The organism is Mesorhizobium sp. B3-1-7 (assembly GCF_006439385.1).
In the GTDB taxonomy this organism is placed as follows: domain Bacteria; phylum Pseudomonadota; class Alphaproteobacteria; order Rhizobiales; family Rhizobiaceae; genus Mesorhizobium.
Map to the genome: position 1 here is coordinate 43,146 of NZ_VFTL01000039.1, position 22,780 is coordinate 65,925.

The 22,780-nt window shown below is 62.9% G+C and carries 27 protein-coding genes; 12 read left to right on the forward strand and 15 right to left on the reverse strand.

From position 1 onward, the window contains the following. Positions 1 to 2 precede the first annotated feature (2 nt). From FJ417_RS27100 to speB, 4 genes are all read right to left on the reverse strand, one after another. Complete coding sequence (locus FJ417_RS27100) at positions 3 to 317, reverse strand: hypothetical protein (RefSeq protein WP_140785538.1); 315 nt, start codon at positions 315 to 317, stop codon at positions 3 to 5. An 84-nt stretch (positions 318 to 401) separates the two neighbouring features. Further along, positions 402 to 1,235 (reverse strand): aminoglycoside phosphotransferase family protein, encoded by an 834-nt coding sequence (locus tag FJ417_RS27105; RefSeq protein WP_140785539.1) that lies wholly within the window; start codon positions 1,233 to 1,235, stop codon positions 402 to 404. Positions 1,236 to 1,241: 6 nt separating this feature from the next. Continuing rightward, complete coding sequence (argC, locus tag FJ417_RS27110; RefSeq protein ID WP_140785540.1) at positions 1,242 to 2,174, reverse strand: N-acetyl-gamma-glutamyl-phosphate reductase; 933 nt, start codon at positions 2,172 to 2,174, stop codon at positions 1,242 to 1,244. A 29-nt stretch (positions 2,175 to 2,203) separates the two neighbouring features. Further along, positions 2,204 to 3,205, reverse strand: coding sequence for an agmatinase (gene speB, locus FJ417_RS27115; RefSeq protein WP_140707563.1), 1,002 nt, complete (start codon positions 3,203 to 3,205; stop codon positions 2,204 to 2,206). A gap of 125 nt (positions 3,206 to 3,330) precedes the next feature. Between speB and FJ417_RS27120 the strand changes: the two genes are divergently transcribed. Together FJ417_RS27120 and FJ417_RS27125 are read left to right on the forward strand one after the other, a co-directional pair. Continuing rightward, the gene (locus FJ417_RS27120; protein ID WP_140785541.1) at positions 3,331 to 4,545 is read left to right on the forward strand and encodes an acyltransferase; all 1,215 of its coding nucleotides are present in this window, start codon (positions 3,331 to 3,333) and stop codon (positions 4,543 to 4,545) included. 166 nt (positions 4,546 to 4,711) lie between these two features. Continuing rightward, positions 4,712 to 5,770, forward strand: a complete 1,059-nt coding sequence (locus FJ417_RS27125) for a glycerophosphodiester phosphodiesterase family protein (RefSeq protein ID WP_140785542.1) — start codon at positions 4,712 to 4,714, stop codon at positions 5,768 to 5,770. Positions 5,771 to 5,970: 200 nt separating this feature from the next. On the opposite strand, the gene FJ417_RS27130 is transcribed toward FJ417_RS27125, so the two are convergent. Continuing rightward, complete coding sequence (locus FJ417_RS27130) at positions 5,971 to 6,843, reverse strand: aldo/keto reductase family oxidoreductase (protein ID WP_140785543.1); 873 nt, start codon at positions 6,841 to 6,843, stop codon at positions 5,971 to 5,973. Between the two features lie 94 nt (positions 6,844 to 6,937). Between FJ417_RS27130 and FJ417_RS27135 the strand changes: the two genes are divergently transcribed. Beyond that, entirely contained in the window at positions 6,938 to 7,846 is a 909-nt protein-coding gene (locus FJ417_RS27135) for a LysR family transcriptional regulator (protein WP_140707571.1), read from the forward strand. A 124-nt stretch (positions 7,847 to 7,970) separates the two neighbouring features. Here FJ417_RS27135 and rpsI read toward each other — a convergent pair whose 3' ends face one another. From rpsI to FJ417_RS27150, 3 genes are all read right to left on the reverse strand, one after another. Next, positions 7,971 to 8,441, reverse strand: a complete 471-nt coding sequence (gene rpsI / locus FJ417_RS27140) for a 30S ribosomal protein S9 (RefSeq protein WP_140641525.1) — start codon at positions 8,439 to 8,441, stop codon at positions 7,971 to 7,973. Next, on the reverse strand, positions 8,441 to 8,905 hold the full coding sequence (gene rplM, locus FJ417_RS27145; protein WP_140785544.1) for a 50S ribosomal protein L13: 465 nt from the start codon (positions 8,903 to 8,905) through the stop codon (positions 8,441 to 8,443). Before rplM ends, rpsI begins: the two co-directional genes overlap by 1 nt. Before the next feature lie 230 nt (positions 8,906 to 9,135). Continuing rightward, positions 9,136 to 9,600, reverse strand: a complete 465-nt coding sequence (locus tag FJ417_RS27150) for a PaaI family thioesterase (protein ID WP_140641529.1) — start codon at positions 9,598 to 9,600, stop codon at positions 9,136 to 9,138. A gap of 136 nt (positions 9,601 to 9,736) precedes the next feature. Between FJ417_RS27150 and FJ417_RS27155 the strand changes: the two genes are divergently transcribed. The 6 genes from FJ417_RS27155 (at position 9,737) to FJ417_RS27180 (ending at position 14,451) form a co-directional block, all read left to right on the forward strand. Further along, complete coding sequence (locus FJ417_RS27155; protein ID WP_140785545.1) at positions 9,737 to 10,558, forward strand: enoyl-CoA hydratase; 822 nt, start codon at positions 9,737 to 9,739, stop codon at positions 10,556 to 10,558. 44 nt (positions 10,559 to 10,602) lie between these two features. Beyond that, positions 10,603 to 11,385 (forward strand): AAA family ATPase, encoded by a 783-nt coding sequence (locus tag FJ417_RS27160; protein WP_140785546.1) that lies wholly within the window; start codon positions 10,603 to 10,605, stop codon positions 11,383 to 11,385. Next, positions 11,366 to 12,145: a GNAT family N-acetyltransferase gene (locus FJ417_RS27165; RefSeq protein WP_246687556.1), complete on the forward strand. Its 780-nt coding sequence runs from the start codon at positions 11,366 to 11,368 to the stop codon at positions 12,143 to 12,145. Before FJ417_RS27160 ends, FJ417_RS27165 begins: the two co-directional genes overlap by 20 nt. Beyond that, positions 12,142 to 12,663 (forward strand): CoA-binding protein, encoded by a 522-nt coding sequence (locus FJ417_RS27170; RefSeq protein WP_140641535.1) that lies wholly within the window; start codon positions 12,142 to 12,144, stop codon positions 12,661 to 12,663. Before FJ417_RS27165 ends, FJ417_RS27170 begins: the two co-directional genes overlap by 4 nt. A gap of 161 nt (positions 12,664 to 12,824) precedes the next feature. Then, the gene (locus tag FJ417_RS27175) at positions 12,825 to 14,105 is read left to right on the forward strand and encodes an O-acetylhomoserine aminocarboxypropyltransferase (RefSeq protein ID WP_140785547.1); all 1,281 of its coding nucleotides are present in this window, start codon (positions 12,825 to 12,827) and stop codon (positions 14,103 to 14,105) included. Position 14,106: 1 nt separating this feature from the next. Further along, the gene (locus FJ417_RS27180) at positions 14,107 to 14,451 is read left to right on the forward strand and encodes a cupin domain-containing protein (protein ID WP_140658514.1); all 345 of its coding nucleotides are present in this window, start codon (positions 14,107 to 14,109) and stop codon (positions 14,449 to 14,451) included. A gap of 50 nt (positions 14,452 to 14,501) precedes the next feature. Here the strand turns inward: FJ417_RS27180 and FJ417_RS27185 are convergent, their stop codons facing one another. Next, positions 14,502 to 15,749 carry a cytochrome P450 gene (locus FJ417_RS27185; RefSeq protein ID WP_140785548.1) on the reverse strand — a complete coding sequence of 416 codons (1,248 nt, stop codon included), beginning with the start codon at positions 15,747 to 15,749 and terminating at the stop codon, positions 14,502 to 14,504. Between the two features lie 143 nt (positions 15,750 to 15,892). Next, on the reverse strand, positions 15,893 to 16,621 hold the full coding sequence (locus tag FJ417_RS27190; protein ID WP_140785549.1) for a hypothetical protein: 729 nt from the start codon (positions 16,619 to 16,621) through the stop codon (positions 15,893 to 15,895). 110 nt (positions 16,622 to 16,731) lie between these two features. Between FJ417_RS27190 and FJ417_RS27195 the strand changes: the two genes are divergently transcribed. Both FJ417_RS27195 and FJ417_RS27200 read left to right on the forward strand, forming a co-directional pair. Continuing rightward, positions 16,732 to 17,076: a hypothetical protein gene (locus FJ417_RS27195; RefSeq protein ID WP_140658596.1), complete on the forward strand. Its 345-nt coding sequence runs from the start codon at positions 16,732 to 16,734 to the stop codon at positions 17,074 to 17,076. A gap of 19 nt (positions 17,077 to 17,095) precedes the next feature. Then, entirely contained in the window at positions 17,096 to 17,623 is a 528-nt protein-coding gene (locus FJ417_RS27200) for a gamma carbonic anhydrase family protein (protein ID WP_140785550.1), read from the forward strand. A 25-nt stretch (positions 17,624 to 17,648) separates the two neighbouring features. Here FJ417_RS27200 and FJ417_RS27205 read toward each other — a convergent pair whose 3' ends face one another. The 5 genes from FJ417_RS27205 to FJ417_RS27225 all read right to left on the reverse strand — a co-directional run bounded on the left by FJ417_RS27205 (position 17,649) and on the right by FJ417_RS27225 (position 21,544). Further along, complete coding sequence (locus FJ417_RS27205) at positions 17,649 to 18,068, reverse strand: ankyrin repeat domain-containing protein (protein WP_246687557.1); 420 nt, start codon at positions 18,066 to 18,068, stop codon at positions 17,649 to 17,651. 139 nt (positions 18,069 to 18,207) lie between these two features. Continuing rightward, on the reverse strand, positions 18,208 to 18,957 hold the full coding sequence (locus FJ417_RS27210; RefSeq protein WP_140785552.1) for an NYN domain-containing protein: 750 nt from the start codon (positions 18,955 to 18,957) through the stop codon (positions 18,208 to 18,210). Positions 18,958 to 19,212: 255 nt separating this feature from the next. Further along, a complete protein-coding gene (locus FJ417_RS27215) occupies positions 19,213 to 19,818 on the reverse strand; it encodes a transglutaminase-like cysteine peptidase (protein WP_140646920.1) in 606 nt (201 codons plus the stop codon). Between the two features lie 297 nt (positions 19,819 to 20,115). Continuing rightward, the gene (locus FJ417_RS27220) at positions 20,116 to 20,733 is read right to left on the reverse strand and encodes a PilZ domain-containing protein (protein ID WP_140646921.1); all 618 of its coding nucleotides are present in this window, start codon (positions 20,731 to 20,733) and stop codon (positions 20,116 to 20,118) included. Between the two features lie 172 nt (positions 20,734 to 20,905). Beyond that, positions 20,906 to 21,544 carry a PAS domain-containing protein gene (locus tag FJ417_RS27225; protein ID WP_140646922.1) on the reverse strand — a complete coding sequence of 213 codons (639 nt, stop codon included), beginning with the start codon at positions 21,542 to 21,544 and terminating at the stop codon, positions 20,906 to 20,908. 425 nt (positions 21,545 to 21,969) lie between these two features. Here FJ417_RS27225 and FJ417_RS27230 point away from each other — a divergent pair, with 425 nt between their 5' ends. Next, positions 21,970 to 22,707, forward strand: a complete 738-nt coding sequence (locus tag FJ417_RS27230; RefSeq protein WP_140785553.1) for a rhomboid family intramembrane serine protease — start codon at positions 21,970 to 21,972, stop codon at positions 22,705 to 22,707. The last annotated feature ends 73 nt before the right edge of the window (positions 22,708 to 22,780 follow it).

Consider the following 22,780-nt stretch of genomic DNA (forward strand, 5'->3'; position numbering starts at 1 on the left):
GGTCACATCGAGAACAAATGCGACTGCGTCGTCGGCTCGTTGTCGAATTCGGCCTGGCGGGCAGCAGCGGCGGACGTCGTCGACTGGTCCTGATCGGCCTTTTTCGCGTCGGCCGCCTTGAGCGCGGCGAGCTTGGCCTCCAGCGCCGCGATCTGCTGCTGCAGCCTGGCGGCGTCGACCTGGTCCTGAGCCGCCTTGGCTTGATCTTCCAGAGCCTGGATCTGCTTTTCGAGGTCGGCCTCCTGGGCCTCGCTGTCGGACGAGGTGGACGAAGAGTATTGCACCGCTTGGACGGAGCTGGAGATCGCGCTGACCATGGGAATTCCTTTGAGGAGGGCCGACTCCATCAATAGCCGATCATGGTGAATCGGCGGTTACCGCGGTCGGTCCTGTCTCGGTGATCAGAATTGCGACCGAACCTTTCGAACGGCTTCGGCCACAGCCAGCTCCCGCTTCTCGTCGACCGCGTTCTTGTCCTCGCGATGCCACGCGGCCGACAGGCAGCCATAGGCGATCGCATGGTCGAGGATGGCGCGTGGCGACTGTCCGAGCGTTGTGCCAAACATCTCGGCCATATGCGCGGTTCGGTGCGGATCGAGGCAGAGATCGTCGCGGTCGAGCGGGTTATAGAACATATTCGCCGCGTCGAAGCCGGGATCGCCAAGCACGCCCTTGGGATCGATCGCCAGCCAGCCGCGCGGCCCGAACAGGATGTTGTCGTGATGGAGGTCGCCATGCAGCGGGCGGACTGCGTGCGGATCGGCAAGCAGCCGCTCGGCGATCGGCGTCGCGTCGACGTAAAGGGTTTCCCGGTTGGCATCGCGGTCGGCCCTTGCCGCCTTGAACAGGCTTGCGAACCTTTCCCGCAGCGGCTGCAAGTCCGATGGAGGCGTGTGCTCGGAAGGCGAGAAAAGCCTGGTCATGACCTCGGCGGCAATCGCCGTCGCGGCAGCGTCGCCATGCTCCGCAAGATGTTCGGAAAGCAGCCTGTCGCCGGCATATTCGAGCAGCATGCGATTGCCGTCGCGGCCCAGCAGCCGCACCGCGCCTTCGCCGCGCCGCCAGGCGAGGTAATGCTCGCCGCGCAACTCGTCCGCGACGTCGTCGAAGGGTTTCAGGTCCTTGACGATTGCCGGCGAACCATCCTCGCGCGTCACCTTCCAGATCCGGCTGGAAAAGGTCTCCGCAATGAGTTCGGGAGCGCTGACCTTCCAGCGCCCAGGGAATGCCTGCATGACCGCTCAGTGCTTGATGCCGAGCATCAGGTCGAGATTCTGCACCGCGGCACCCGACGCGCCCTTGCCGAGATTGTCGTAGACGGCCATCAGCAGCGCCTGCGCCCGCTCGTCATTGGCGAAGACGTAGACCTTCATCCGGTTGGTGCCGTTATAGATCTCCGGATCGATTTCCGGCATGCGCTCCATATGCGTGTAGGGCGCGACCTCGACCACGCCGCCGTCGATCGACGCATAGTGATCGGCGATCGCCGCGTGAAGCTCCGCGCCTGTCGGCACGCGGTCGAGACCCGCGAGCTGCAGCGGCACCACGGTGATCATGCCCTGCGCGAAATTGCCCACCGCCGGCTGCATGATCGGGTCGTGCGACAGCCTCGCATACGTGCGGAGCTCCGGCACATGTTTGTGCTGCAGCGTCAGCCCGTAGGGCAGGAATTCGGGCGCGTCCTCGCCCTTGCCGACATAGTCCTCGATCATTGGCCGGCCGCCGCCGGAATAGCCGGAGATGCCGTTGACGGTGATCGGGAAGTCGGCAGGCAGAAGGCCGGCTGCAACCAGCGGCCGCAGCGTCGCGATCGGCCCTTGCGGCCAGCAGCCCGGATTGGCGATGCGTTTCGCGCTGCCGATCTTCTTCGCCTGGTCCTTGTCCATTTCCGCGAAGCCATATTCCCAGCCCTCGGCCACGCGGTGCGCGGTCGAGGCATCGATCACCTTCGTGGTGTCGTTCGTAATCAGCGACACGCTTTCCTTGGCCGCCGCGTCGGGCAGGCAAAGGATCGCGACGTCGGCCGCGTTGAGGAATTCGGCGCGGGCGGCGGCCTCCTTGCGGCGTTCCGTCGGGATGGAGATGATCTCCAAGTCGCCGCAGTCGGCCAGCAGCGCCCTGATCTGGAGGCCCGTCGTGCCGTGTTCGCCGTCAATGAAGATTTTCGGTTTCATCGCTTGCCAAATTCCTTGCGATTCCAATGTTATATGCCGTTGGCGTGATTTACTGCTACATGATTGCCGTTGCTCAGTTCGTCGAGCCGCGCCTTTCGCTCTGCCAACAGGCCGAGATAGTGCATGGCAATGATCGATCCGGCGATCGCCGTTATATCGGCATGATCATAGGCCGGCGCAACCTCGACGACGTCGGCGCCGACGATGTCGATCTGGCCGAGCTGGCGCAGCGTCGACAGCATCTTGGCCGAGGAGGGGCCGCCTGCCACCGGCGTTCCGGTGCCCGGCGCGAAGGCCGGGTCGAGGCAGTCGATGTCGAAGGTGAGATAAGTCTTCTTGCCGCCGGTGCGCTCGACGATCGCATAGGCGATGTCGGAGGCGCGCATTTCCTCGACCTCGTGGCCATAGAGGATTTTTATGCCGAATGTGTCCGGTGCATGAGTGCGGATGCCGATCTGGATCGAGCGATCGGGGTCGATGATGCCTTCATTCACCGCGCGGGCGACGAAGGAGCCGTGGTCGATGCGCTTGCCGTCATCCGGCCAGGTGTCCTGATGCGCGTCGAACTGTACGAGCGCCAGCGGCCCGTGGATCGCGGCGTGCGCCTTGAGCAGCGGCCAGGTGACGAAATGGTCGCCGCCGAGCGTCAAAAGGAACGTGCCTGATTTCAGGATCTTGGCCGCCTCGCGCTCGATCGTACCAGGGGTCTTCTGGTGATTGCCGCTGTCGAGCAGGCAATCGCCATAGTCGACCACCGAGAGGTGCTCGAACAGGTCGCGCGAGAACGGATATTGCGGATCGTTGTCGAGGATCGCCGAGGCGCGGCGGATCGCCTGCGGCCCGAAGCGCGCGCCGGGCCGGTTGGTGACCGCGGCGTCGAAGGGAATGCCCCACACGACAGCGTCCGCGCCCTTCACGTCCTTCGTGTATTTGCGCCGCATGAACGACAGCGCGCCGGCATAGGTCGGCTCGAACGACGCGCCCGTCTTGGAACGGGCGGTGAAGGCATGGTCGATCTCGTTGTTCGCCATCAGGAATCCTCGGTTTTCATCGGGGCAGCCACAACTACAGAACCGGCACGCAACATGCCAGTCACAGCTTGCGGAAACGAAGCGGCGCTCGGCGAGTGCCACGCCAACACAGGATTTGTATCATTATGGCTGAGACGGCTCTGCTCAACCTTGCATCCGCGCCCGCGGCGACCCGTGTCGGCACGGCGGCCGGCGCGCGCTTCCTGGTGCTGGATTCCTGGCGCGGCATCTGCGCGCTGCTGGTGGCGCTGTTCCACTTCCCGACGACCTCGATGGTATCGCAGAGCGCTTTTGTCGGCGGCTCCTATCTGTTCGTCGATTTCTTCTTCGTGCTCTCCGGCTTCGTCATCGCCAGCGCCTATGGCGGCCGGCTCGCCGGTCAGGGCGACCTTGCACGGTTCGCGCTCGTCCGTTTCGGCCGCATCTATCCACTGCATCTCCTGATGCTTGCCGCTTTCGCCGGCTTCGAGGCGCTGCGGCTCGTGCTGCCGGCGCTGCATGGAACGGGACCCGCGCCCTTCACCGGAGGCTTCGACCTGAAAAGCCTCGTCGCCAACCTCTTCCTTTTGCAGGGCATGGGGGTCGAAGATCATCTGAGCTGGAACGCGCCGAGCTGGAGCATTTCTGCCGAGTTCTTCACCTATCTGCTGTTTGCCGCCGTCGTCTTCACCGCCGGGCAGCGCGCATGGATATGGTTCGTTGCCGCCGCGGTGACGGCGCCCCTTTTCCTGCTTGCGGTCTCGACGCGTCATATGGACGTGTCCTTCGATTTCGGCTTCATCCGCTGCCTTTACGGCTTCTCGCTCGGTGCGTTGCTTGCCTGGTTTCAGCACGATTCCATTGCAGAGGCGCGACAGGCTTTGAGCGGCGGGGCAGGGCGCCTCCCCTGGACGCTGGCCGAGTTGGCGATGATCGCTGGGATCGCGCTGTTCGTCTCCATTGCCGGCACCAACGACCTTGGTATTGCGGCGCCGGTCGTCTTCGCGCTGGCGCTTTATCTCTTTGCCCATGAGGGCGGATGGGTCAGCGCCCTGCTGCGCAGCCGGCCGATGCTGCTGCTCGGCTCGCTCTCCTATTCGATCTACATGGTCCACATCTTCGTCCAGGCGCGCATGATCAATGCCGGCGGCCTGATCGAGCGCAAGCTCGGGCTCGGCATCGTCGGCGACCTGATGCTGCGCGGCGACCATGCAACCGGCTTCGGCACTGGCTCGCCTTGGATCGGCTTCGCGGCTTTGATCGCCATGCTGATCGCCGTCATCGTCGCGTCCTGGATCACCTGGCGCTTCGTCGAGATGCCCGCGCTCGCCTGGTTCCGCCGCCTTTCCAAGCGGATTTGACCCGGGCAATTCCGGCAAAAGTGTGAAGCGGTCAGGTTCGGCGACTTCGCCGTAGCCTTTCCGTCCGGAATTGCGCCAAACAAGGAAACAACTAGCCGGCTTCGTTCACCGGCCTGTCATGGGCATCGCCTAACCGGGTTCCGACCCGGAACGGAGCGATTCCCCGATGCGAACACTCTGGCTGAGCCTTCTTCTGTCCATCGCGCTTGCCGCAATCTCCGGCGAAGGTTTAGCCGGCGAGACGCGCGCCGCGCAAATCCTCGACCGCTTCGAACATGCCAACCAGTGGCGCGATCATGTGATGATCGCCGCGCATCGCGCCGGCAGCATGCAGGCCGGCAAGACGCTCTACGCCGAGAATTCGCTGGCCGCGATCGAGGGCTCGATCGCGATTGGGGCCGAGATCGTCGAGGTCGACGTCCGACGCGCGAGAGACGGCGAGTTCGTCATCATGCATGACAGCTGGCTCGACAGAACAACCACTTGCAAGGGCGAGGTGGTGAAATACACGCTTGCCGAGTTGAAGAAATGCCGGCTGGTGATCGAGGGCACAGGCGCCGTCACCAACGAGACGGTGTCGACGCTGCGCGAGATGCTGCTTACGACCAGGGACAGGATCCTGATCAACCTCGACAACAAGCTGGAGGTGACCGACCTGCCGGGCATGATCGCCGAGGCGCGCGATCTCGGCATGGCCGATCAGGTAATCGTCAAGGAGAACCTCTGGAATCGGCAGCGCATTGACGCCGCGAGCGCGGCGCTTGCCAAGGCCGGCGGCGGCTTCCAGTTCATGCCGATCCTCGCCGACGACGCTGTCCACGATGCAGCTTTCGCCGGCGAGGTCGACAAGGCGTTCGCGCCGCATGCCATCGAGCTAATCAACTGGCGCAACGGTGCCGAGACGCTGACTTCGACCGGCGGTCCGCTGTTCGGTAACCATATGCGAGCGGAAGCGGCGCGCGGCGATTGGCATCTCTGGGCCGACACCTACGCCATCGTCAACAAACCGGGCGGCTTCCTTGCCGGCGGGCGCGGCGACGAACTCGCCGTCGCCGCCAGCCTGCCGCGCGAAGCCTGGGGGTTTTGGGTCGACCGCGGCGCCACCATCATTCAGACCGACGAGCCGAAAGCGGCGATCGAGTGGCTGAAGGCGAACGGTTATCGGGTGCCTTATCCGACGGAGAGCAAGCAGGCTGAGCCGGCGCATACGGCGAGTATTAATTAGAGCGCGTTGGCGCTTCACCCCGCCCGGCGCTTCGCGCCGACCTCCCCATCGAGGGGAGGTAGAGCGTCGTGCGAACTCCTCTTCGCTACGCCTGCGAAGTCGATGAGATTAAGCGGACCTTCGAACGTATGGCTCGGCGCCCTACCTCCCCTCGATGGGGAGGTCGCGCCGCAGGCGCGGGCGGGGTGATAGCGCCGACCTCACGCCGCTTTCGCCACCCCATCCAACTCGTTCAGCACATCCGCCGACAGCTCCAGCTCCGCCGCAGCAAGATTCTCCCGCAGATGCCCGACCGACGATGTGCCCGGGATCAGCAGGATGTTGGGCGACCGCTGCAGCAGCCACGCCAGCGCCACCTGCATCGGCGTCGCGCCAAGCCGTTCTGCGACCCCAGACAGCGTCGACGATTGCAGCGGGCTGAATCCGCCGAGCGGGAAGAACGGCACATAGGCGATGCCGTCGCGCGCCAGTTCGTCGATCAGCGCGTCGTCGTCCCGGTGCGCCAGATTGTACTGGTTCTGCACGCAGATGATATCGCAGATCCTGCGGCCGTCCGCGATCTGCGCGCGGGTGACGTTGCTCAGGCCGATATGGCGCACCAGGCCCTTGCGCTGAAGCTCGGCAAGGGCAGTCAGGGGCGCCTCGATCGAGCCTTCCGCCGGGCCATGGGTGTCGAACATGATGCGCAGATTGACCACTTCGATCGCGTCGAGCCCGAGATTGCGAAGATTATCGTGCACGGCCTGCGTCAGTTCCTCGGACGAGTAGGCCGGCAGCCACGAGGCATCGCTTCCGCGGCGGGCTCCGATCTTGGTGACGATGACGAGGTCGTCAGGATAAGGCGCCAATGCCTCGCGGATCAGCTTGTTGGTGACGTACGGACCGTAATAATCGCTGGTGTCGATATGGTTCACGCCTTGCGCCACCGCTTCGCGCAGCACGGCGATCGCCGCGTCATGGTCCTTCGGCGGACCGAACACGCCCTTGCCCGCAAGCTGCATGGCGCCATAGCCGATGCGATGAACGGAGCGGTCGCCGAGTTTGTAAGTGCCGGATTTGTCTACGCTGGACATCGTGTTCTCCTTCGCTGTCGGCGAGGGAGATAGGGCATGGCCGCTGTCCCGATAACCTGGTATAACCAGCACGACCTGTGCGGAACTAAGAACAATGGCGGCTGATCTCAACGATCTCCAGGCATTTATGGCAGTGGCACGCGCCGGCGGCTTTCGCGAAGCGGCCCGCGTGACGGCGGGCAGCGCGTCCGTGCTCAGTGAAGCCATCCGCCGTCTGGAAACCCAACTTGGTGTGCGGCTCTTCAATCGTACAACGCGCAGTGTCGCCCTGACCGAGGCAGGCGCCAGCCTGCTGGCCCGGCTTGCCCCGGCGCTGGGCGAGGTCGAAGCGGCGCTTGATGTCGTGAACGGCTTTCGCGACCGGCCCGCCGGCACGTTGCGCCTCAATGTCCCGATCAGCGCGTCTCGGTTGGTGCTGCCAAGAATCGTTCCGGGATTTCTCGCGGCCTATCCGGCCATCCGGCTGGAGGTGATCGCGGAGGAAAACTTTGTCGATCTGCTGGCGGCCAGTTGCGATGCCGGCATCCGCTATGACGAGCGGCTGGAGCAGGACATGATCGCCGTGCCGATCGGGCCACGCGTCCAGCGCTTCACCACCTCCGCCTCTCCGGCCTATCTCGATCGGCACGGCCGGCCGCAACACCCGCGTGACCTGCTTGGGCATGCGTGCGTGCGCGGTCGCTTTCCGAGCGGGGTCATGACGCCTTGGGAATTCGAGCGCGACGGCGAGGTGGTGCGGGTCGATACCAGGGGACCATTGCTCGTCAGCATCGGTGGCGGCGTCGATCTAGCCATCGATGCGGCGATCGCCGGCGTCGGCATTCTCTGGCTCTTCGAGGACTGGGTGCGCCCGCATTTCGAGAGCGGCGCGCTGGAACCCGTGCTGGAGCCGTGGTGGCAGGAATTCTCCGGGCCGTTTCTGTACTATCCCGGACGCCGGCTGGTGCCGGCGCCGCTGCGCGCCTTCATCGACTACATCAAGACGCCAGCCGGACATTGGTAACGGAAAACAAAAAAGGCCGCCCGGAGGCGGCCTTTCGGAAAGCTGGAACCCGTAACGCTTAGCGCTTCGAGAACTTGGCCCCAAGCGCTCTTTAACGCTTGGCAAACTTGGCCCCAAGCGCCTCTTAGCGCTTGGAAAACTGGAAGCTGCGGCGAGCCTTCGCCTTGCCGTACTTCTTGCGCTCGACCACGCGGCTGTCGCGGGTCAGGAAGCCACCCTTCTTGAGCACCGTGCGCAGGCCCGGCTCATAGTAGGTCAGCGCCTTGGAGATGCCGTGACGCACAGCACCCGCCTGGCCGGAGAGGCCGCCGCCGATGACGGTGGCGACGATGTCGTACTGGCCGGCGCGGTTGGCCGCGACGATCGGCTGGTTGAGGATCATCTGCAGCACCGGACGCGCGAAATAGCTCGCGAATTCCTTGTCGTTGACGGTGATCTTGCCGGAGCCCGGCTTCACCCAGACGCGCGCGATGGCGTTCTTGCGCTTGCCGGTGGCGTAGGCGCGGCCCGACTTGTCGAGCTTCTGGACATGCACGGGCGCGGCCGGCTGCGCGGCGACGGTGCCGAGTTCTGCGAGCGAGGAAAGCTCAGCCATTACGAAGCCCTCTTGTTCTTGGAGTTCAGCTTGGCCACGTCGAGCGTGACGGGCTGCTGGGCGGTGTGCGGATGCTCGGCGCCTGCATAGACGCGGAGATTCTTCATCTGGCGACGGCCGAGCGGGCCGCGCGGGATCATGCGCTCGACGGCCTTTTCGACGACGCGCTCGGGGAAACGGCCCTCGAGCAGTTGGCGCGCGGTGCGCTCCTTGATGCCGCCGGGATGGCCGGTATGCCAGTAGTAGACCTTGTCGGTGTACTTCTTGCCGGTGAGCACCACCTTGTCTGCATTGATGACGACGACGTTGTCGCCATCATCGACATGCGGGGTGAAGGTGGGCTTGTGCTTGCCGCGCAGATGGTTGGCGATGACAGTGGCCAGACGACCGACGACGAGACCTTCGGCGTCGATCAGCACCCACTTCTTCACCACATCCGCAGGCTTCTGCGAAAAGGTAGCCATGGTTTTGCTCTCAGGTTGACCTTTCCCGTCCACGAGGGACAAGAGAAGGCGTTTCTTGTTGCTTGGATTGACGGGAGAGCCGGAGCCGCCCCCGTCAATAACAAAACGGCGGCCGTTACGGGCCGCTGCTTCGGGTCGGCTTATAGGCGAGGGCGGCTGATGCGTCAAGGCAATCGAAAACGAGTTGCGCGGATAAAGTAAAGCAAAAACAATAGCTTGGTATAGTGGTATTATTTTACCACATCGTTTTCCCGCTTCCTCGGGATTGAATAGGTGCCGGTGGCGTGCGCGACGGTGTGACCGTCCGGGCCTGCGACGATGTCGATGTCGAACACCATCAGGCTCTTGCCGAGCTTCAGGATGCGGCAATGGCCGTCGATCGGACCGGCCTCGGCCTTGCGCATGAAGTTGATGTCGAGGTTGACCGTCACCGAAAGCGCGTCAGGCCCGGCGTGGCTGAGCACGCAGACGTAACCGCCGATGTCGGCCAGCGTAAACAGCGACGGACCCGAGACCGTGCCGCCGGGGCGCAGATGCCGCTCGTCGGCGTTCAGCCGCACCGTGCAGCCGCCCGGAAACACATCGATCGCCTCATAGGAGGTGAAATTGTCGTTGAGCTGCGGATAGACGCTTGCCATCAGCGCATTGACTTCCGCCGCGTTGAGCATTGGCTTCAGATTGCTTTGGGCTGGCATCGGCGCGTCCTATATGATGAGCAGTTCCGGGCAGTGCGCCTGGACCAAACGGTGCGACGGAGAAAACACGTCTCGCGGCTGTTCTTCAACCGGCAGCGTGCTAGTTCTGTTGCTCCATGAGCACGAGGTTTTGAAAGTGGCCGAAGTCGTCGCCATCAAGCCCGCCGTCACCGACGGCCCTGTTCTTGTCAGCCAGGACAAGGGCATCTTGCGCCTCACACTCGCCAACCCGCCGGCCAATGCGTTGTCGCTGGCGGCGATGGCGGCGCTGCAGGCTGAGTTCGATCGCGTCAAGGCCGACAGATCCGTGCGCGTCATCATCCTGGCGGCATCCGGCAAGGTGTTCTGTGCCGGTCACGACCTCAAGGAAATGACGGCGCACCGCGCCGAGCCGGATCGGGGCAAGGCGTTCTTCGAAAAGACCTTCGCGGCTTGCGCAACCTTGATGCAGACGATCGTGCGCCACCCAAGACCGGTGATCGCCGAGGTCGACGGCCTTGCCACAGCCGCCGGCCTGCAGTTGGTCGCCAGCTGCGACCTTGCCATCGCTTCGCACGAGGCGAGTTTCTGCACGCCTGGCGTCAACATCGGCCTGTTCTGCTCGACCCCCATGGTGGCGCTGTCGCGCAACGTCTCGCGCAAGCAGGCGATGGAGATGCTGCTCACCGGCGAAACGATCGACGCGGCGACCGCCAAGGAGTTCGGCCTAATCAACCGCATCGTGCCGCGCGAATATCTGAATCAGGTTGTCAACAAATACGCGCAAACCGTTGCTTCCAAATCGTCCTTGGTGGTCAGGACCGGCAAGGAAGCCTTCTATGCCCAGGCCGAAATGGGGCTCGCCGACGCCTATGCCTATACCGGCCGGGTGATGGTCGAAAACATGCTGGCGCGCGACGCCGAGGAAGGCATCGGCGCCTTCATCGGTAAGCGCAAGCCCGAATGGACCGACGAGTAGCCGGCTTGAATGGAGCCGCGCCATCCCATCGCTGAAGGTTCGACGTGGCTGCCCGCAAGCAACTGACGCGGCTGAAAGCGCCCTATCTCAAGCGCATCCTGCTCGAGCCGTCGCGCGTCTCCGACTGGGAGCAATATCCATGGAACCTGCCGATCTTCGGGGATCGCGAATTCGAGTTCGAATTCACGAGCGCCATCACCGTCATCGTCGGCGAGAACGGCACCGGCAAATCGACGCTGCTCGAAGCCATCGGCGCGCTGGCCGGCTATGACGAGGCTGGCGGCGGAAAAGGTTACATGCCGGTCGACCATTCGCGTGCTGTCGACAAAAGCGGTGCTGCACTCGGCGCCACGCTCCGCGCCCACTGGCTTCCCAAGGTCACTGCTGGCTGGTTCTTTCGCGCCGAATCCTTCTACTCCGTATCGCGTTATCTCGACCGAGCCGCACTGGATGTTGGGGCGGCGCCGCCCGATTTCCTGTCATGGTCGCATGGCGAGGGCTTTATCCGCTTCTTCGAGGAGCGCTGCCGCCGGCAAGGCATCTATATCCTCGACGAGCCCGAAAGCGCGCTGTCGCCGACGCGCCAGATCGAACTTTTGAAACTGCTCCGGCGCATGGAGCGGTCCGGCACCGCGCAAGTGATCATGGCCACGCACTCGCCGCTGCTGATGGCTTGTCCGAATGCGCGGCTTTTTCGCATCGGCCGCTTCGGCCTCGACCGCATCGATTTTCAGGACACCGATCATTTTCGCATGATGCGCGACTTCTGCAGCGATCCTGGAACCTTTTTGGAGGAGGCGCTGCGGGATGACGACGAGTTGCAGTGAGCAAATGGCACAGGACGATGTCAACTGGCGGATGGAACAGGCGTGTCGCGAGGCATGGCCTTCGGCGCTCGAGATCGTTGCCAATGGCTGGCTGTTACGGCGCTCGGGCGGCCGTATCCGGCGCAGCAATTCCGCCAACCCCTTGCGCGGCACACGCGGCGCGCCGGGGAAGGTAATCGATGCCGCTGAAGCGTTCTATGCCGGCCACGGCCAGACGCCGTTGTTTCGCATCCCCGACATCGCCGCCGAACTGGAGCCCGAGCTTGACCGTCGCGGTTACGGCAGGGAAGGCGGCACGATCCATCTTCATGCCGATATCGACGCGCTCGCGGGAGGCGGCTACGACGACGTCACGGTTTCCCCGGCGCCAAGCGAGCGCTGGTTCGAGGCACGCTTTCGCACGGGCGGTTATGACGGCGCGGAACGGCGGGTTTTTCGCGAGATGACGCGTTTGATTGCGGGCGACAAGGCATTCGTATCGTCCGCGCGCGACGATGAAGTCGTCGCCTTTGCCTTTGGCGTCATCTGCAACGGGCTGCTTGTCGTCGAGGCGGTTGAAACCGACGCCAGATTCAGGCAGCAGGGGTTCGGACGCAGGACGGTTGGCCGGCTGATCGGCTGGGCGAAGCGAGCGGGGGCCAAGGCGGGCTGCCTGCAGGTGGTTGTCGACAATACGCCCGCCCGCGCACTCTATGCTTCTCTCGGCTTCAGCCGGGAACTCTATCGTTACCATTACCGCAGGAAGACCGTCGCAGCATGAACCACGATACCTACGACAACAGCTACATCGCCGGCATCCTGAATTCGGTGAAGACGATCGCCATGGTCGGCGCCTCGCCCAACGATGTGCGGCCAAGCTACTTCGTGCTGAAATATCTTTTGGCCAAAGGCTTTTCGGTAGTGCCGATCAATCCCGGTCACGCCGGTAAGCAGATTCTCGGACAGACGGTCTATGGCAGCTTGGCCGATCTGCCGCATCCGGTCGACATGGTGGATGTTTTTCGGGCTTCGGCGGCAGTGCCGGGCATTGTCGACCAGGTGCTGAAGCTCGACCCGTTGCCCAAGGTCGTCTGGATGCAGCTTGGCGTGCGCAACGACGATGCGGCGGCGCGCGCCGAAGCTGCCGGCATCAAGGTGGTGATGAACCGCTGTCCGAAGATCGAATACGGCAAACTGTCGGGCGAGATCGGCTGGACCGGCGTCAATTCGGGCGTGCTGTCGTCGAAGAAACCCTTGATGCGCCAGGGGTTCCAGAGCTTGGGCGTAAGGCAGAAATAGGCGCGCGGTAATTCGCGCAAAATTATTCCGGGAAGAATTTGGATTTTTCCTGGCGTTCGTCGCAGATCGCACGCCGAAAGGTATTTTCTTCTTTGCATTCACGAGCGCGCTTCGGCATGAATGCCCGGCGATTTTCGAAAGGTTAGGAGAGGGAGGTTTCGATGACCCGTACGCCTGGTTTCAACACTTTAGCCGTTCATGCCGGCGCCAAGCCCGATCCGGCTACCGGCGCGCGCGCCACGCCGATCTACCAGACCACCTCTTTCGTCTTCGACGATGCCGACCATGCCGCCTCGCTGTTCGGGCTGAAGGCCTTCGGCAACATCTACACCCGCATCATGAACCCGACGCAGGCGGTTCTCGAGGAACGCGTCGCGGCGCTCGAAGGCGGCACGGCGGCGCTCGCCGTCGCTTCGGGCCACGCCGCGCAGGTCATCGTCTTCCACAATCTGATGCAGCCGGGCGACAACTTCATCGCCGCCAACAAGCTTTATGGCGGCTCGATCAACCAGTTCGGTCATGCCTTCAAGAACTTCGGCTGGGAAGTTCGCTGGGCAGAAGCAAACGATCCGGCGACTTTCGAGAGCCAGATCGACGACAGGACCAAGGCGATCTTCATCGAGAGCCTTGCCAACCCCGGCGGCGTCTTCGTCGATATCGAGAAGATTGGCGACATCGCCCGCAAGCACGGCCTGCCGTTGATCGTCGACAACACGCTGGCTTCCCCCTACCTGGTCCGGCCGATCGAGCACGGCGCCGACATCGTCGTGCACTCGCTGACCAAGTTCATCGGCGGCCACGGCAATTCGATCGGCGGCGTCATCGTCGATGGCGGCACCTTCGACTGGTCGAAGTCCGGCAAATACCCGATGCTGTCGGAGCCGCGCCCTGAATATGGCGGCCTCGTCCTGCACGAGACCTTCGGCAACTTCGCCTTCGCGATTGCCGCCCGCGTGCTCGGCCTGCGCGACATTGGCCCGGCGATCTCGCCCTTCAACGCCTTCCTGATCCTGACTGGCCTGGAAACGCTGCCGCTGCGCATGCAGCGTCATTGCGACAATGCCGCGAGCGTTGCCGGCTGGCTGTCGGACCATCCCAAGGTTGCCTGGGTGAACTATCCCGGCCTTCCAGGCGACAAGAACAACGCGCTGCAGAAGAAATATTCGCCGCAGGGCGCAGGCGCGGTGTTCACCTTCGGCCTCAAGGGCGGCTACGAGGCCGGCATCAAATTCGTCGAGGCGCTCGAACTGTTCTCGCACCTCGCCAATGTCGGCGACACCAAGTCGCTGGTCATCCATCCGGCCTCGACCACGCATCGCCAGCTTTCCGACGAGCAGAAGGTCAAGGCCGGCGCCGGACCCGACACCGTCCGCCTTTCCGTCGGCATCGAGGACGTCAACGACATCGTCGCCGATCTCGAGCAAGCGCTCGGCAAGGTCTGATATGTCGGCCTTCCTTGCGGTCAGCACCGATACCGTCGAACCGGAGGCCGGCGCGCCGGCCTCGGATCGGGTGATCTCGGGCGATCCCCAATTCCGCACCTGGAATGCCGAGGAGCGCGACGGCGGCCTCTATGCCGGTGTTTGGGAAGCGACGCCGGGCAAATGGCGGATCGTTTATGACGAATGGGAGTTCTGCCACATCCTGTCCGGCGTGTCGGTGATCGCCGAGGACGGCGGCGAGGCGCGCACCGTGCGGGCCGGCGACAGTTTCGTGCTGCGGCCTGGGTTCAAGGGCACCTGGGAGGTGCTCGAGACGACACGCAAGGAATATGTGATCAAGCTTTGAGTGGGCGCCATTGCCGCGTCATTCTATGGCGAAGCGGCGTAGGCCTGGCCCTAAAATGTGACGGCAATCCGCTTCAGCCCATGAAAGTGATAGCTGTCGCGGAAGCGTGGCGTCTCCGCCAGGCGCAGCTCCGGCAACCGGTCGAACAGTGTCTTCAGCGACACCTGCAGCTCCAGCCTGGCCAGCGGCGCCCCGATGCAGAAATGGATGCCGGCGCCGAAGGAGACGTTCTTCTGGTCCGTGCGGGCCGGATTGAAGGTGTCGGGCTCGGCAAACGCCAACGGGTCGTGATTGGCCATGCCGAGCAGCAGCGCCACCATCTTGCCGGGCTTGACCAATATGCCCGGCGACACTTCGATCTCCTCATAGGCATAGCGCAGGAACATGTGCAGCGGCGCATCGAAGCGCAGGCATTCCTCGACGGTCGCGACATTCGCCTCGGGTGTCGCAAAGAAGCGGCGCGGATCGCCGCCTTGCGCAAGGATCGAGCGCACCGCATTGCCGGTCTGGTGCACGGTCGCTTCGTGGCCTGCGTTGAGAAGCAGGATGGCCGAGGACACCAGCTCGTCTTCCGAGAGTTTTTGGCCGTTGTCCTGGGCCTCGATAAGCAGCGATAGCAGATCGTCGCAGGGCTTCTTGCGGCGCTCGGCCACGTAGCCGCGCAGGAACGAAGAAAAGTCGCGCGCGGCGCGGTTGGCCGTGTCCTCGACCTCGCGCGTGCGGCCATGCATATACATGGCGACCATTTGATGCGACCAGTCGAGCAGTCGCGGCCCCATCTCGGTCGGAACGCCGAGCATTTCGGCAATGATGGTGATCGGCAGGGGCGAGGCGTAGGCAGGCAGAAGGTCGACGCCGTTTGGCTCGAAGCGGTCGATCAACTCGTTGGCCAGCACCTCGATGCGCGGCCGCAGCCGCTCGACCTGGCGTGAGACGAAGGCGCGGTTGACCAGCGTGCGAAGCCGCGTATGCACCGGCGGCTCCAGTTCCAGCATGGAATTGGTCTCGATGGCGTCGAAGGCCACGAGATGCGAACGGTCGTCGCCGACGCCGCGGCTGTCGGGAATCCCCGCCGGGTTCTGGCGGCCGAAACGGCGGTCGCGCAACAGCCGGTTGACGTCGTCGAAGCCGCCAAAGCACCAGAAGCCGTAGTCTTCCCAGAAGAAGGCGTTGGCAGTGCCGTGCAGGAAGGCGTAGGCCTCGTAAGGGTCTTGCACGAAGGCCGGCTCGTGCGGGTCGAGGCGCAGATGGCGGCTGGCGAGATCAAACTCAAGATAGGAAGGCTTCAAATCGGTCATGCCTGACCATTAGCGCGCCTTGTCAGCCCGATGCCAGACCGTATCTTGTCGCCCGTGAAATCGAACCGTTGAGCCAGATTGCCGGTTTGAAGCCTAGCTGCGCGCAGAAATGATCTAGTTGGATATTCGGCTAGCCGCCAGCGTCAGTGGCCAGTCTTCAGAATACTCGCCACTTTGGCTGCGATCGCCGCGTCGAGCGCCGGCCAATTCGCGAGCAGCTCGCGCGGGAAACGATAGGTGAGGCTGAGATCGTCGCCGACCTGGATGTCGCGTTCGCAAGGCGCCAGCGATTCCTCCGCGCTCGGGCCGCTCAGGCAGCGGGCGACGAAGGGATCCTTGCCGGGACGCTCCGCGACGACCAGCACCTCGTTGAGATAGCCTGATTTTTCCGTAAAGGCGTAGACCGTCGTGCCGCCCGGGCCGGGCGTGCCAGGCTTCTCGATCAGGGCGCTGTAGATCGGCGCGAAACGGCCGCTCATGTCGCGTGACATCATGCGCGGCTCGAACGACAGGAAGACGATCTTCCTGGTCGTCGCATGGTTGAAGTCGTCGCGCGCGGCCGTGCTGTAGCCGTCCATTTCGGGATAGCGCAGATAGAGATCGAGCCGCGAGGCGATGCCGTCGCGCCTGGCCTGGTCGAAGCGGATGAAGTTTGCCGGCACGCTGATCAGATTGTTGCCCATGACAATCTGGCGCACCGTCATGTCATCCGTATAGCCGGCCATGGCGATCGACCGGCCGAGCCATTTGCCGCCGACGCTGATGGCCACCGAAAGCAGCGCCAGCGCCGCGAAAATGTAGAAGACCCGCCTCATCAAGGTCGAGTCGACGACCTGGAACTCCGCGCTCTCGGCAGCCGTTGCGTCTCTCATTTGCTCTTTCCCGATCCGCCCGCCTGTCCTTCGGCGGCACAGCCTGCGCGGCATGGCTTTTGCAGCGCGTTGGCACGACTGTGCGTTTTCATGGTAAACGGTTGGTAAACATGGATCCCGTTGTGCTTGTTCTTTACGCTTTTGCTGTTGGTCTAACGGCCTGCGGACTGTCCGGATCGGCCATGGAACTGCTGTCAGGCCGGCGCCTGGCCTTTGCCGAGCCTTATGTTTCGCCTGTCCATATCCTGCGTTCGCTGGCGGCAACGGCTTGCGCCGGACCGTTCATGCTCACCAACGAGGCCTTGGCCGCCCGGCGTGAGGGTCGCATAGGCGCGATGGCGCTGTTGTCCTGCGGTTGCACGGCCATCGCCTGGGCGCTGGCCCTCGGCGTCGTGCTCATCGCCATTGCATCCTGGGCGACCGCCAACCTAGGGTCTTTCGAATTCGCTGGTTGAGACGAATCGGAGACGAAAAATGCCGGTCTATGCGATCGATGGGAAGGCGCCTGAGTTCGAGGACGCCGATACGAACTGGATCGCGCCCGACGCGACGCTGATCGGCAATATCCGGATCGGCGGCAACGCCGGCTTCTGGTTCGGTGTCGTCATCCGCGGCGATGGCGAACTCATTGCGATCGGCGCCGACACCAATGTGCAGGAGCATACGATCATGCACACCGACCCCGGCTTTCCGCTGACCATCGGCGAAGGCTGCACGATCGGCCACAGGGCGCTGCTGCATGGCTGCACGATCGGCGACAACAGCCTGATCGGCATGGGCGCCATCGTGCTGAACGGCGCCAGGATCGGCAACAACTCGCTGGTCGGCGCCGGCGCCCTGGTGACCGAAAACAAGGTTTTTCCTGACAATTCGCTCATCGTCGGCTCGCCCGCCAAGGTGATCAGGACGCTGGACGAAGCGGCGATCGAACGCCTGCGCGTCTCGGCGGCCCACTATGTGGCCAATGCCAAACGCTTCAAGGCCAGGCTCAAGACGGTGTGACGGCGGCGACCCGCTTCGCGCGTGGTCATCCGCGGCGATTGTTCATCGCTTCACGCAACAGAAAGGCGCCGGCCTCGAAGCCGGCCTGCTCGGCGCCTTCCAGTGCCGTCTCATAGTCGTCGATGCGAGTCCGCAGCGACGGGTCCGCGCCTGAAAGGAGCAACAGACGGATCGCGTCGGCGTCACGCCGAGACACCGCATAGTGCAGGGGCGTCCAGTCGTTCACGCCGCGCATATCCGGGTCGGCGCCGTGTCCAAGCAGGATGTGGACGACATCCAGCCTGTCCGGCCGTTCCGTCGACAACGCGGCAATGATCGAAGGAAAGCCGGCGGGATCTTCATAGTTCGCGTTCGACCCGGCATCGAGCAAGGCGGTGATGAACGCGGCCGGGCTCCAGTAGATCGCATATTCCAGCGGATGACCAAGGCCGAGCTCGAACGGCATCCTCTCGTCGAACCAGCGCGGCGCTCCACCAAGCGCTTTGCCAAGGGTCTCGAAATCACCTGCTTTAAACGCGTCGTCGATCGTCCTGAACAGCTTGGCGCGCTCGCATCGGTCTTCAGGGATCTCTAACATGATCGCGTTACCCGGATTTGCCTTTTCCTTTCTTCTTGGCAGGTTTGACCCGTATCCGCATGGACCCGCCTTTGGGATTTTCGATGTCGAAGGCGGCCGTTTTCCTTACCAGATCGCTCAGTTTGCTGAAGCCGTAGGTACGCGGGTCGAAATCGGAAAAGAGATTTGAGAGCTGCTTGCCAAAGGTGCCCAGGAGCACCCAACCATCCTCACTCTCCATCTGGCCGATGACCTTCTTCAGAATGGGCGTAGCTGCCGTCGGCGCCTGAAGCGGCTTCGTCGCAGGAGCAGTATCTTGAGCGTTCTCCGCGTCATGGAGAAGGTTTTCGGTATAGACGAAACGGCGACATGCCTGCCGGAAGCTCTCTGGGGTTTTTTGCTCCCCAAATCCGAACACGTCGACGCCTTGCTCGCGTATCCGCGAGGCAAGGCGAGTGAAGTCGCTGTCGGAAGAAACCAGACAGAAACCGTCGAACCGGCCGCTGTGCAGCAAATCCATCGCGTCGATCACCAGTGTGATATCGGAAGCGTTCTTGCCCGTGATGTAAGCGAATTGTTGCTGCGGAATGATCGCGTGCTTCGACAGAACCTCTGCCCATCTCTTCGACCGGGCGTTCGAGAAATCACCATAGATGCGGCGAACGCTTGCCTCGCCGATCTTCGCGATTTCCTCGAACAGTCCGTCGGCAATCTTCGCGGAGGCGTTGTCCGCGTCGATGAGAACCGCAAGGCGAGGTGATCGGGGTTCGTTCGGCATACAGAACATCCCACGGTTGGCGCGCAGACAAACAGGAGAAGAGTTTCGCGCTATCTTCTGTTGTAACAGAAGGCCCGCCAAACAGAAATTCAGGCCATCGGAAGCGTATCGTCAGAAACAGCGGAGCCGGCCCCGGGGACAGGGGCCGGCTCCTAAAACCCGGTCGTTGGGGACGGGGAGGGTGGGGACTCGACCGGGCTTTCTCCTCGGGTACGCCGCCGCATCATGGGCGGCGTACCCGATCGCTTTGGCGCCCTAGCGGACGCTGGCGACCGCGTCCTCGCGGCCGTCGTTGATCGTTACCCAAGCGCCCGAGTTCTCCGTCGATTGACGTTTGAGATAGGTGTAGACCGTGTCGTTCCAGGCGAGCACTTTCGGCTCGAGATTGTCTAGGATGAATTCGCCGAGGCTGGTGCGCACCGTGAGCACCGCATGGCCGTCGCCATTCGGCTGGCGCACCACCGTCATCAGCAGATTGCCTGCCGGCACGCCGACGGCCATCAACTCGCGGCGCTTCTCCAGCGCGTAGTCCTCGCAGTCGCCATAGCCTTTGTCGGGATAGGCCCAGTATTCCTCGACACCGTAGATCTCCATATCGGTGCGAGGCTTGACCCGGACGTTGACCGAATTGTTGACGTTGACGATCGTCGCCCACAGCTTGCGCGTCAGCTCGACCGGCGGACCCTTCGGCGTCCGTTGGTTGCATTCGACCGGAATGCGCTGGCAGAAATCGTAGTGGCCGACCGGCTGGGTGGTGCGGCCACCCGTATGCATGAAAGCCGGTCCTGCGCTTGCCGTGCCCCACGCGGAAAGCTGCATCGCCATTGCCAAGAGCAACAGCTTGCCCCTCGTCATTTTCATTGTTGTAGTCTCCCCGTTTGAGGAGACTGTGCCACGTTGGGATTTATTTGACGCAAAAACGCGAAGTAGACATTGAGTAAAACGCCAGTAGAATAAACATAAAATTTGAACTATCGGAATTTCGGATTGTTCAGATTTTCATCCGGCCCGCGCAAGATTCTGATGTCACTGGCGGCCCGCGTCCGACCTCCCAAGAGGACAACAAAAAACCGGCCGCTAAGGGCCGGTTTGCTTTGCTTGTGTCATCTCGTCTCAGGAGCGGGCTTCAGCTCGTCTCAGAAGCGCGCGTCGCGCGTCTCAGGAGCGCGGCGCGTTGAATTCCTGATCGAGCGTTTCCGGCCGCTGGATAACCGCGAACTCGATGGCGACGCCGTCCTCGAAATGGCGCACCACCTGGCCGCGCATCGTGCCTAACGTGACCTGGACGCCGATCGCCGGCTTGACGTCGATTTCGACGGCAGCACCCGAGAGCGACAGGTCGATGATGCGGCACTGATACTGGCGCCCGTCGGTGAGCTGCAGGACGCTCATCGGATTGCGCGGCGCCACGCGCTCGTGGCGGCGGTCCTCGGGCAGGTCGAGCTCATGCTTGTTGGCAAGCCAGGTGAGCTGCGCGGCAAGCTTGTCCTTCTTGCGGTCCGAGGCGATGACGGTCATGGCGAAACCGTCCTGCGACGTGCGCGTCACGATGCCTTCGACACGGCCGATATGGTCGATATAAGCGATGACCTTCTCGCCCGGCATGCCGATCCGGTCCGTACGCAACGCAACATTGCCGGGCGACATATCGATCACCTGGCAAGGATGCTCGGTGCGGTCTTCCAGCATGAAGCGCCCGTAAATCTTGACGCGGACACGCTGAAAGTTGCGCCTCTCAGCTCGTGACGGCGCATATTCTACCGCCGCTGACCTCATGACTGCCTACACCCCGTTGGCATTCCGCGCGACGATGCGAGGAATTTCACCCGAAAAACTACAGCAAAGCAGGTTAACAAACGGGAAAGTCGGCCGCAAAAGCCTGGGCCTGGGGGCTCGCGCGACGCGGAAAAACTTACCGCGAGCGACGGGAAATCTTACACGGCCGGGTTCACTCGTGACGCCCGCCGTCGAGGACGACGAGATGACGGATGCGGCGCACGCGGCCGAGCGCCGAAATGGTCTCCGGAGGATCGAATTCCGCCGGAACGAGCGAGGGCACGTCGATCGCCGGACGGTTCTTCAGGAACATCGGCTCCTTGTCGGGATCTATCACCCGGATCGTATCGATGAGCGCGTCGGCGAGCGGATCGGCGCCAAGCCAGAACGGCTTGTCGGCGGCGCTGACGATGCCGAGGCAGCGCGGGTTCTGGGCGCCCCCGTCCAGCGGCAGCGCCATGAGCTCGAATTTGTTGGAACGGCCGTTGCGGCTGAACCCCTCATAGGTCATGAGCAGAACCGATTTCTGGTCGAAAACGCCCTGCATGAGCCGCGACACAAGCCGCTGATCCTTCTCGCGCCAGAGCGAAGGGAAGGAGAATCCCTTGAGCTCCCGGCCATAATAGGCGCAGAGCCGCGTGCCGGCGAGCCGGAACACCGCCTCGCCGCGCGTGTCGCGCTCCAGGATGAAGGTGTCGGCCAGAAGCGACTTGATGTCGGCCGGCTCCACCTCCGATCGTTTCGGGGCGAGGCGACCATCACGCAGCTGGTTCCAATATTGGAACAGCGCGATTGATCCTTTTTCATTCATGTCCATTCCGCTCCGCACAATCTGTCTTTTGATGTCCCATCGGCGAACAGACAGGGCGCCCTCCGATGACCTTCATGCGGTGCGGAGCAGGATGCGTGCCAGTATCGTTAACGTTTGTTCACGCCTCGGGGTCGTTAAGGTTAACAAGTGGTTTACATTGCGTGCCGCCGAAGCCTGTGGCACATCAAAACCACTCCAAAACGGTCGTTCCTGCAGCGATCGGCAGCACTTCAGTCACGAGTTTATGGGGAGCAGGGGACTCGACCGGCCGTTCAGGGAAATCCTGGACGGCCTTCTTTTTGATTCGCTCCGTTCTGATTCGCTCCTTTTCTGATCTGGGCTGTGGCGATTAGCCGTTTGTGATTCGAAAGGGCGTGATCTACATGCTCGCCGAAAACCCCTAAGCCCCAGACCCGCAAAGGCGCATGAGCGAGCCTGTAAGCCCCACCGAAACCGAACCGACGCCGGATGAGGCTTCCGAGCCGCGCCGCCGCGAACCCGTGTTCAACCTGCCGCCGGTGGTGCTCGCCCTGATCGGCATATGCGTGGTCGTCTATCTGCTGCAGCAATATGTGCTGAACGAAGCGCAGCAAATGACGCTGCTCTACGACGGTGCCTTCATTCCGGTGCTGTACACCGGCCAGTACGGCTTCGACTGGTTCCTGTTCACGCGTCCGTTCACCTATGCATTCATGCATGGAGGCATTGCCCATATCGCCATCAACATGATCTGGCTTGCAGCCTTCGGTTCGCCGCTCGCCAATCGTCTCGGCGCGCTGCGTTTCGCGATATTCTACGCCGTGACAGGGCTGGCTTCGGTTGTTCTGTTCTGGGCGCTGCATCCCTATGGCGAGGCGCCGCTCGTCGGTGCCTCGGGTGCGATCTCCGGCATGATGGGCGCGGCTGCGCGCTATGGGTTCCGCGTCGACCGCTCTTCAGGCAGCGCGGCCTTCGCCGGCGAGCCGCTGCCGATCGCATCCGTGTTGCGCTCGCGCGGCGTCATGACCTTTCTTGGCGTTTGGATGGTGATCAATCTGGCCACGGGCCTGCTTGGCTTCGCGCCGGGCATCGACGGTCAGATCGCCTGGGAAGCCCATATCGGCGGCTTCGTCGCCGGCTTTTTCGGGCTGCGTTTTTTCGACCGTCCGATGGCTGCCGCCTAGGAAGTGTGGACTCTTGGGATTCCCCAGAGTGAGCAAATCAGATTCAAGGCTGTCTTTTGGAGGCAGCCATGGG